The sequence below is a fragment of the Pseudomonas sp. HMWF021 genome, from assembly GCF_003061005.1.
Lineage (GTDB): Bacteria > Pseudomonadota > Gammaproteobacteria > Pseudomonadales > Pseudomonadaceae > Aquipseudomonas.
Genome location: NZ_QAIK01000136.1, coordinates 159,025 through 168,679 on the forward strand (window position 1 = coordinate 159,025; position 9,655 = coordinate 168,679).

A 9,655-nucleotide genomic window follows, 5' to 3' on the forward strand; every position below is an offset into this window, starting at 1 on the left:
CCACTTGGTTACCATGTTCCGTGCAATCTGACTGGCACGCATGATGTCGTTGGAAGCGCCGGTGGTCACACCGTCGAAACCAAGGGTCATTTCTTCGGCGATACGGCCGCCATACAGCGAGCAGATCTGACTGATAAGCGCACGCTTGGACAGGCTGTAGCGATCTTCTTCCGGCAGGAACATGGTCACACCCAGCGCACGACCGCGTGGAATAATCGAGACCTTGTAGACCGGGTCATGCTCAGGCACGACACGACCAACGATGGCGTGGCCGGCTTCGTGATAAGCGGTGTTCTGTTTTTCTTTCTCGGACATGACCATTGATTTGCGCTCGGCGCCCATCATGATCTTGTCCTTGGCCAACTCGAACTCTTTCATTTCGACGATGCGCTTGCCGCTGCGTGCAGCGAACAGCGACGCTTCGTTGACCAGGTTGGCCAAATCCGCACCTGAAAAGCCCGGAGTACCACGTGCGATCACGGCCGGAGCAACGTCGTCGCCCATTGGCACTTTACGCATGTGAACCTTGAGAATCTGTTCGCGCCCGCGGATATCCGGCAGACCTACAACGACCTGACGGTCGAAACGGCCCGGACGCAGCAGCGCAGGGTCGAGCACGTCAGGACGGTTGGTAGCGGCGATCACGATGATGCCGTCATTCATTTCGAAGCCGTCCATCTCCACCAGCAACTGGTTGAGAGTTTGCTCACGCTCGTCATGACCGCCGCCCATGCCGGCGCCACGGTGGCGACCAACGGCGTCGATTTCGTCGATGAAGATGATGCACGGTGCGTGCTTCTTGGCCTGCTCGAACATGTCGCGGACGCGGCTTGCACCGACACCCACGAACATCTCAACGAAGTCGGAACCGGAAATGGTGAAAAACGGCACTTTGGCCTCGCCGGCAATTGCCTTGGCCAGCAAGGTTTTACCAGTACCCGGAGGACCGACCATCAATACGCCGCGAGGAATGCGACCACCCAGGCGCTGGAACTTGCCCGGATCACGCAGGAACTCCACCAGCTCGCCGACTTCTTCCTTGGCTTCGTCGCAACCTGCAACGTCAGCCAGGGTGGTTTTCACCTGATCTTCGGACAGCAGGCGCGCCTTGCTCTTGCCGAAGCTCATCGGCCCGCCCTTGCCGCCGGCACCGCCCTGCATCTGGCGCATGAAGAACATGAACACCGCGATGATCACCAAGATCGGGAAGCTGGCTACCAGGAGCTGAGTCCAGATGCTTTGCTGTTCAGGCTGCTTGCCTTCAACCACAACGTGGTTGTCGACCAGGTCGCCGATCAGGCCATTGTCCTGAATTGCCGGACGAATGGTCTTGAAGCTGTCACCATCGTTGCGCTTGCCGGTAATCACATAACCATCAACGGCTACGCGCTCGACCTTGCCATCCTTGACCTGCTGGATGAAGTCGGAATAGTTGAGGGTCTGCGGCTCGTTAGGGCTGGAGAAGTTGTTCATCACCGTCACGAGGACTGCCGCGATGATCAACCACAGGATCAGATTCTTTGCCATATCGTTCAATTAACTACCCTCTGAAGCAAGCTCCGCTACTGGCGCGCGCTTCGCATGATATTCACCGGCCTAACTTACTACATTACCTACAACTCTGGCAGGCGCCGTCTGTAACCCTTTGTGAAACACTTTCTACACAATATTCGCTTATGCACGCGGGGCAAAATACGAAAAACCTATCGCCCCGCCAAAAAACCTCGTTTTACTCGTTACCACCGCGGTAACCCCAAGCCAGCATATATTGCTCGCGGGAGCTGCCACGGGAAGAATCCGGCTTGATCATCTGGATCTTGTCGAATTTCTTGCGAGCATCCTTCAGGTAAACATCGAAACCTTCACCCTGAAAGATCTTGATCACGAAATTGCCACCCGGCTTGAGTATCCGCTCCGCCAGATCAAGCGCCAGCTCACAAAGGAACATGGCTTTGGGCATGTCCACTTCAGGCGTACCACTCATATTGGGGGCCATATCGGAAATCACAAGGTCAACCTGCGAATTACCCACCGCTTCAAGGATCCGCGCGAGCACTTCGTCCTCGGTGAAGTCACCCTGGATGAAAGTCACGTCCGGGATACTGTCCATTTCCAGGATGTCCGAGGCGATCAGACGTCCCTGACCACCGATCAGCCGACTGGTGACCTGCGACCAGCCGCCGGGCGCCGCGCCCAGGTCGACAACGCTCATGCCGGGACGGATCAGTTTGTATTTCTCCTGAATCTCCAGAAGCTTGTAACTCGCACGCGAGCGGTAGCCATCCTTCTGCGCCTGCTTCACATAGGGATCGTTGACATGTCGTTTCAGCCAACCAAGGCTTGTCTTGGAACGCGCCATTGGGCACCTCGATGATAAGGGTCGTGATTAATTGGGCGGATCCACGAACCCTCGGGTAAAATGGCCGCCATTTTACAGAATCCAGACGAAAGGGTCAGATTATGCCGCTCACTCCAGAGCAGAAGAAACAGTACAAATCCATTGGCCACCACCTGAAACCGGTTCTGACCGTGGCTGACAACGGTTTGACTGAGGGTGTTTTAGCCGAACTCGAACGCGCACTGGCGGATCACGAGCTGATCAAGATCAAGCTCAATATCCTCGACCGCGAGTCGCGCCTGGCGCACATTGCAGAACTGTGCAAGGTCGGCAAGGCGGACCTGGTGCAGGTCATCGGCAAGATGGCACTGGTTTACCGCAAGAACTTCAGCGTCAACAAGCAGCTGTCGAACGTTCATCGCTTCAAGTGATGACAAGGGTCAAGGGTGTGCTTCGCGCACCCTGCCACTCCATCCCGGCACCGGTTGCAGCACCAGCACCAGCCCGGAGAACCCCAACAACAGAAAACTGAATTCCTGCCAACGTTGCGCATCCGGCCAGCCGACACGCACTGCGATAAAAGTCGCACACGCACCTGACGCCATCAGCAATACTTGCCCGCGAAAATCCCGCCATAGACTGACAAGGCCCTCGGCCTGTATCAGCACCAAAGCCTGAAATATCACGCACGTGACGGCAAAACCTGCTACCGGCACTTCAAACGCACTGGCAACCTCATCGATCAGCAACGGTGCCAGGCCAATCTTGCCCAACACCGCTTGCAAACCAAGATGAATCAACCAGAAGCCGCCGACCCACAACATCTGGGCCAGTTGCCAAAGCATGGCGCCCGCATGCAGCGGGCGCCCGGTTTCAGATGTGACGGACTTCGACAATCTCGTACTCGATAACGCCGCTTGGCGTCTTCACGGCAACCACGTCGCCCTCTTCCTTGCCAATCAAGGCACGGGCAAGAGGCGAGCCAACCGAAATCTTGCCGAGTTTGAAGTCAGCCTCATCCTCACCCACGATGTGGTAAGTGACGCTTTCATCCGTCTCGACGTTGGCGATTTCGACGGTCGTACCGAAGATCACTTTGCCGGTATGCGGGATGGTCGTGACGTCGATGATGACCTGATTCTGGATCCGGCCCTCGATGTCACGGATCCGCGCTTCGACCATGCCCTGCTGTTCGCGGGCGGCATGGTATTCGGCGTTTTCCTTCAGGTCACCCAGCTCGCGGGCCGTTCCGATATCCTGGCTGAGCTTCGGACGGACGACCTTGGTCAGATGAGCGTGTTCTTCTTCCAGGGCTTTCGCGCCCTGGACAGTCATTGGGTATTTGATCATGCCTTCAATCCTGCGTGTAGATCCTGCAAGCGGCGTACGGTCTTCTCGGGACCGAACTTCAGCGCTTCACAGATAGCTTCGCCCGCAGCAATGGTAGTGGTGCAGTAGATCTTGTGCTGCAGGGCATTACGACGAATGGAGTACGAGTCGGCGATCGACTGACGACCTTCGGTGGTGTTGATGATCAGGGTGACTTCGTCATTCTTGATCATGTCGACCACGTGCGGACGACCCTCGGTCACCTTGTTCACGCGGCGCACTTTCAGGCCTGCGGCTTCAATCAGCTTGGCAGTACCGGCAGTGGCAACCACTTCGAAGCCCAAGTTGATCAGATCACGGGCCACGCCTGCAACCAGCGGCTTGTCATCGTCACGCACGCTGATGAATGCAGTACCGCCGGTCGGCAGCACTTCGCTCGCACCCATCTGGGCCTTGGCGAATGCTTCACCGAAGGTGTCGCCGACGCCCATCACTTCACCGGTGGACTTCATCTCTGGGCCGAGGATCGGGTCAACGCCAGGGAATTTGGCGAACGGGAATACCGCCTCTTTCACGCTGTAGAAGTTCGGGATGATTTCCTTGGTGAAGCCGATTTCCTTCAGGGTCTTACCAGCCATCACGCGAGCGGCGATCATGGCCAGGGAGACACCGATGCACTTGGACACGAACGGTACGGTACGCGAAGCGCGCGGGTTGACTTCGATGACGTAGATGTCTTCGCCCTGCAGCGCCAGCTGTACGTTCATCAGGCCGACAACGCCCAGTTCCAGGGCCATTTTCTTGACCTGTTCGCGCATCTCGTCCTGGATGTGCGCCGGCAGCGAATACGGCGGCAGCGAGCATGCGGAGTCACCGGAGTGAACGCCAGCCTGTTCGATGTGCTGCATGATCGCGCCGATCACCACGTCCTTGCCGTCGCAGACCGCATCCACGTCCATCTCGATGGCGCAGTTGAGGAAGTGGTCGAGCAGCACCGGGCTGTCATTGGACACTTGCACCGCATCACGCAGGTAGCGCTTGAGTTCGTCTTCCTTGTACACGATTTCCATCGCACGGCCGCCCAGCACGTAGGATGGGCGCACCACCAGCGGATAACCGATTTTCGCGGCAGCGCGAACGGCTTCGTCTTCGCTGCGCACGGTGGCGTTTGGCGGCTGACGCAGGTTCAGGCGCTCGACCATTTGCTGGAAGCGCTCGCGGTCTTCGGCACGGTCGATGGCATCAGGGCTGGTACCGATGATCGGCACGCCAGCGGCTTCCAGGGCGCGAGCCAGTTTCAGCGGAGTCTGGCCGCCGTACTGGACGATCACACCTTTGGGCTTCTCGACGCGGCAAATTTCCAGCACGTCTTCCAGGGTTACCGGCTCGAAGTACAGACGATCGGACGTGTCGTAGTCGGTGGAAACGGTTTCCGGGTTGCAGTTGACCATGATGGTTTCGTAGCCGTCTTCGCGCAGTGCGAGGGCAGCGTGTACGCAGCAGTAGTCGAACTCGATACCCTGGCCGATGCGGTTCGGACCGCCGCCCAGAATCATGATCTTGTCGCGACCGGACGGCGCCGCTTCGCACTCTTCCTCGTACGTCGAGTAGAGGTAAGCGGTGTCGGTGGCGAACTCGGCCGCGCAGGTGTCGACGCGCTTGTAGACCGGGAACACTTCCAGTTTTTGACGGTGAGTACGCAGGTTCTTCTCGGTCACACCCAGCAGCTTGGCCAGACGCTGATCGGAGAAACCCTTGCGCTTGAGCTTGAACATCAGGTCGCGGTCGATAGCGGACAGACCGAGGGTCTTGACCTTCTCTTCTTCCTTGATCAGATCTTCGATCTGCACCAGGAACCACGGGTCGATCATGTTCATGCCGAAGATGTCTTCGACGCTTAGACCCGCGCGGAATGCGTCCGCCACGTACCAGATACGCTCGGCACCCGGCACGGTCAGTTCGCGCTTGAGGATGCTCATGCTTTCCGGGTTGCTCAGGTCGAGCTTCTCGTCCAGACCGCAAACGCCGACTTCCAGACCGCGCAGGGCTTTCTGCAGGGATTCCTGGAAGGTGCGGCCGATGGCCATGACTTCACCGACCGACTTCATTTGCGTGGTCAGACGGGCGTCAGCGTTGGCGAACTTCTCGAAGGCGAAACGTGGCAGCTTGGTCACGACGTAATCGATCGACGGCTCGAAGGACGCCGGGGTCTTGCCGCCGGTGATGTCGTTCGACAGTTCGTCGAGGGTGTAGCCCACAGCCAGTTTGGCCGCGACTTTGGCGATCGGGAAACCGGTAGCCTTCGAAGCCAGTGCCGAGGAACGCGATACACGCGGGTTCATCTCGATCACGACCATGCGGCCAGTGTCCGGGCAGATACCGAACTGCACGTTGGAACCACCAGTCTCGACGCCGATCTCGCGCAGTACCGCCAGCGAGGCGTTACGCAGGATCTGGTATTCCTTGTCGGTCAGGGTCTGAGCCGGAGCTACGGTGATCGAGTCACCGGTGTGCACGCCCATCGGGTCGAAGTTTTCGATCGAGCAGACGATGATGCAGTTGTCCTTTTTGTCGCGGACAACTTCCATTTCATATTCTTTCCAGCCGATCAGCGATTCGTCGATCAGCAGCTCTTTGGTCGGCGACAGGTCCAGACCGCGGGAGCAGATTTCTTCGAACTCTTCACGGTTGTAAGCGATACCGCCACCGGTGCCGCCCATGGTGAAGGACGGACGGATGATGCACGGGAAGCCCAGACGCTCGAGGACGGCGTTGGCTTCTTCCATGCTGTGGGCGATACCGGAACGCGGGCATTCCAGGCCGATGGATTTCATGGCCTTGTCGAAACGCGAACGGTCTTCAGCCTTGTCGATGGTGTCGGCGTTGGCGCCGATCATTTCCACGCCGAATTTTTCCAGAACACCTTCGCGCTCCAGGTCCAGGGCGCAGTTCAGAGCAGTCTGGCCGCCCATGGTTGGCAGCACTGCATCCGGACGCTCTTTTTCGATGATCTTGGCCACGGTCTGCCACTTGATCGGCTCGATGTACGTGGCGTCGGCCATGTCCGGGTCGGTCATGATGGTGGCCGGGTTGGAGTTCACCAGGATGACGCGGTAACCCTCTTCGCGCAGGGCTTTGCAAGCCTGGGCGCCGGAGTAGTCGAATTCGCAGGCCTGGCCGATAACGATCGGGCCAGCGCCGAGAATCAGGATGCTTTTAATGTCTGTACGTTTTGGCATGGGTTTGTCACTCAAATCCGCAGGTCAGTCGGCAAGCCGTCTTGATCGATTTCTGAAGTCCTGAGGGGCGCCACCGGTGTCGGGGCCGCCCTCGAGGGCTTCTCGCTACAGTCTCAAGGCGAACGCTTAGCGTCGCTTGGCCATCTCGTTGATGAAGCGGTCGAACAGTGGAGCCACATCGTTCGGGCCCGGGCTCGCTTCAGGGTGGCCCTGGAAGCTGAACGCGCTCTTGTCGGTGCGCTCGATGCCTTGCAGGGTGCCGTCGAACAGCGATTTGTGGATCGCACGCACGTTGGCCGGCAGGGTGTCTTCGTCTACCGCGAAACCGTGGTTCTGGCTGGTGATCATCACGACGCCAGTGTCCAGATCCTGTACCGGGTGGTTGGCACCGTGGTGGCCGTGGCCCATTTTCAGGGTCTTGGCGCCGGAGGCCAGGGCCAGCAGCTGGTGACCGAGGCAGATGCCGAATACCGGAATCTCGGTTTCCAGCACTTCCTTGATCGCCTTGATCGCGTAGTCGCAAGGCTCCGGGTCACCAGGGCCGTTGGACAGGAACACGCCGTCCGGGTTGAGGGCCAGCACATCGGCAGCCGGGGTTTGCGCCGGCACCACGGTGACGCGGCAGCCACGCTCGACCAGCATGCGCAGGATGTTGACCTTGACGCCGTAGTCGTAGGCAACCACGTGGTAGGGCAGCTCGGACGCTTCGATGGTCGCGTGGCTGTCGGTCTTCAAATCCCAGACAGTCGAGCGCCATTCGTATTGGGTCTTGGTGCTGACGACTTTCGCCAGATCCATGCCCTTCAGGCCCGGGAAGCCTTGCGCCGCGGCGATGGCCGCCTCTTCGGAGATGTTGTCGCCGGCCATGATGCAGCCGTTCTGAGCGCCTTTTTCACGCAGGATGCGGGTCAGGCGACGGGTGTCGATACCGGCGATTGCCACAACGTTGTTGGCTTTCAGGTAGTCGGACAGGGACATCGTGTTACGCCAGTTGCTCGCTACCAGTGGCAGGTCACGGATGACCAGGCCAGCGGACCATACGCGGTCGGACTCGGCATCTTCCGGCGTAGTGCCGGTGTTGCCGATGTGCGGATAAGTCAGGGTAACGATCTGTTGGGCGTAGGAAGGATCGGTAAGGATTTCCTGATAGCCGGTCATTGCGGTGTTGAACACCACCTCACCAACGGTTTGACCGTCGGCTCCAATGGCTTCGCCGCGAAAAATGCTGCCATCAGCAAGGGCGAGTATGGCTGGCTTAGTCAAGAAGACCTCCCGTAAATAACGCATGAAAGGGCAATCGCAGGTTGTAAAAAAGCGGAGTGACGTATGGACACGTCACCCCGCTTCTTCACTGAATTATTCTGCGCGCTTTTAGTGGACACACTAAAGCTGTAGCTTACAGAAAAAGGCTTTTTTGGTCCACCGCTAAAGAGCCTTAAAGGCCGGAGAATGCGACAGGGCGTCGCGCAATGTAGAAAAACCAGCGCAAACCGGGCGTTTGCGCTGGGTAAAACAGTCAATCAATGCAGATCAAGCACGTCCTGCATGTCATACAGACCCGGCTCGCGAGCATCCAGCCACAACGCCGCACGCACCGCGCCCTTGGCGAATGTCATGCGACTTGAGGCCTTGTGCGTAATCTCCAGGCGCTCGCCTTCGCAGGCAAACAGCACGGTGTGATCACCGACCACATCACCACCGCGAACAGTGGCGAAACCGATGGTTTCGCGCTCGCGCGCTCCGGTGTGACCTTCACGACCATAGACTGCGACCTTCTGCAGGTCACGATCCAGCGCATCGGCAATCACCTCACCCATGCGCAGCGCCGTGCCGGACGGAGCATCGATCTTGTGCCGGTGATGCGCCTCGATGATCTCGATGTCGGCATCATCGCCCAATACCCGGGCAGTCATCTCGAGCAGCTTCAGCGACAGGTTGACCCCGACACTGAAGTTGGCCGCGAACACGATCGGAATATCCTTGCCCGCCTCGGCCAGCAACTGCTTCTGCGCAGCGTCCAGCCCGGTGGTGCCGATGACCATCGCCTTGCCGGCCTTGCGGCAGAACGCCAGGTTTTTCAGCATGACTTCCGGCAGCGTGAAGTCAATCAACACGTCGAACTCTTCAGCCACCGACTCCAGGTTGCCGGACAACGGCACGCCGATACGGCCCAGCGAAGCCAGCTCACCGGCGTCAACCCCGATCAGCGTACTGCCGGGACGAACGATCGCCGCGGTCAGGCCGGTCAACGGCGCGCGCTGTTGCACGGCCTCGACCAGAATCTTGCCCATGCGCCCGGCGGCGCCCATCACAGCTATACGTCGCATGCCGACTCCTTACAGATCGCCGAAGAAGCGCTTCACGCCATCGAACCAGCCAGTGGTTTTCGGCGAGTGACTGTTGTCGTCCGCCAGCGAGCTGCGGAACTCTTCGAGCAATTCGCGCTGACGACGGTTCAGGTTGACCGGCGTCTCGACCGCGACGCGGCACATCAAATCGCCCGCGCCACCGCCACGCACCGGCGCCACGCCTTTGCCGCGTACGCGGAACTGCTTGCCGGTCTGGGTGCCTTCAGGGATTTTCAGTTTGACGCGACCGTCGAGGGTCGGGATTTCCAGCTCGCCGCCGAGCGCCGCATCAACGAAGCTGATCGGCACCTCGCAGAACAGGTGTTTGCCATCGCGCTGGAAGATGTCGTGCTCACGCACGTTGATCACCACGTACAGATCGCCGGTCGGGCCGCCCTGGG

9 protein-coding genes are annotated in these 9,655 nt (G+C 59.0%); 1 reads left to right on the top strand and 8 read right to left on the bottom strand.

The window, feature by feature from the left end; translation table 11 throughout:
* Together ftsH and rlmE are read right to left on the bottom strand one after the other, a co-directional pair.
* Nucleotides 1-1,527 (bottom strand): ATP-dependent zinc metalloprotease FtsH (ftsH, locus tag DBR18_RS19125; RefSeq protein WP_256588789.1); only part of this gene is annotated, 1,527 nt, incomplete at its 3' end.
* Nucleotides 1,528-1,729: 202 nt separating this feature from the next.
* Nucleotides 1,730-2,359 (bottom strand): 23S rRNA (uridine(2552)-2'-O)-methyltransferase RlmE, encoded by a 630-nt coding sequence (gene rlmE / locus DBR18_RS19130; protein ID WP_108591469.1) that lies wholly within the window; start codon nt 2,357-2,359, stop codon nt 1,730-1,732.
* 101 nt (nt 2,360-2,460) lie between these two features.
* On the opposite strand from rlmE, the gene DBR18_RS19135 reads away from it, so the two are divergent.
* Nucleotides 2,461-2,769 (top strand): YhbY family RNA-binding protein, encoded by a 309-nt coding sequence (locus DBR18_RS19135; protein WP_003221534.1) that lies wholly within the window; start codon nt 2,461-2,463, stop codon nt 2,767-2,769.
* A 9-nt stretch (nt 2,770-2,778) separates the two neighbouring features.
* Here DBR18_RS19135 and DBR18_RS19140 read toward each other — a convergent pair whose 3' ends face one another.
* The 6 genes from DBR18_RS19140 to DBR18_RS29465 form a co-directional block, all read right to left on the bottom strand.
* Complete coding sequence (locus DBR18_RS19140; protein ID WP_108591470.1) at nt 2,779-3,183, bottom strand: MFS transporter; 405 nt, start codon at nt 3,181-3,183, stop codon at nt 2,779-2,781.
* 28 nt (nt 3,184-3,211) lie between these two features.
* Complete coding sequence (gene greA / locus DBR18_RS19145) at nt 3,212-3,688, bottom strand: transcription elongation factor GreA (protein WP_003221530.1); 477 nt, start codon at nt 3,686-3,688, stop codon at nt 3,212-3,214.
* Nucleotides 3,685-6,906 (bottom strand): carbamoyl-phosphate synthase large subunit, encoded by a 3,222-nt coding sequence (carB, locus tag DBR18_RS19150; protein WP_108591471.1) that lies wholly within the window; start codon nt 6,904-6,906, stop codon nt 3,685-3,687. Before carB ends, greA begins: the two co-directional genes overlap by 4 nt.
* A gap of 126 nt (nt 6,907-7,032) precedes the next feature.
* Nucleotides 7,033-8,169, bottom strand: coding sequence for a glutamine-hydrolyzing carbamoyl-phosphate synthase small subunit (gene carA, locus DBR18_RS19155; protein ID WP_108591472.1), 1,137 nt, complete (start codon nt 8,167-8,169; stop codon nt 7,033-7,035).
* Between the two features lie 257 nt (nt 8,170-8,426).
* Nucleotides 8,427-9,233, bottom strand: a complete 807-nt coding sequence (gene dapB / locus DBR18_RS19160) for a 4-hydroxy-tetrahydrodipicolinate reductase (RefSeq protein WP_108591473.1) — start codon at nt 9,231-9,233, stop codon at nt 8,427-8,429.
* A 9-nt stretch (nt 9,234-9,242) separates the two neighbouring features.
* Nucleotides 9,243-9,655, bottom strand: a 413-nt coding sequence (locus tag DBR18_RS29465) for a DnaJ C-terminal domain-containing protein (protein WP_305891540.1), incomplete at its 5' end; no start/stop codon positions are given.

What these genes read in the sequence shown, in the direction of transcription:
- rlmE (WP_108591469.1), bottom strand. Translation starts at nt 2,359, where the DNA reads ATGGCGCGTTCCAAGACAAGCCTTGGTTGGCTGAAACGACATGTCAAC.
- DBR18_RS19135 (WP_003221534.1), top strand. Translation starts at nt 2,461, where the DNA reads ATGCCGCTCACTCCAGAGCAGAAGAAACAGTACAAATCCATTGGCCAC.
- DBR18_RS19140 (WP_108591470.1), bottom strand. Translation starts at nt 3,183, where the DNA reads ATGCTTTGGCAACTGGCCCAGATGTTGTGGGTCGGCGGCTTCTGGTTG.
- greA (WP_003221530.1), bottom strand. Translation starts at nt 3,688, where the DNA reads ATGATCAAATACCCAATGACTGTCCAGGGCGCGAAAGCCCTGGAAGAA.
- carB (WP_108591471.1), bottom strand. Translation starts at nt 6,906, where the DNA reads ATGCCAAAACGTACAGACATTAAAAGCATCCTGATTCTCGGCGCTGGC.
- dapB (WP_108591473.1), bottom strand. Translation starts at nt 9,233, where the DNA reads ATGCGACGTATAGCTGTGATGGGCGCCGCCGGGCGCATGGGCAAGATT.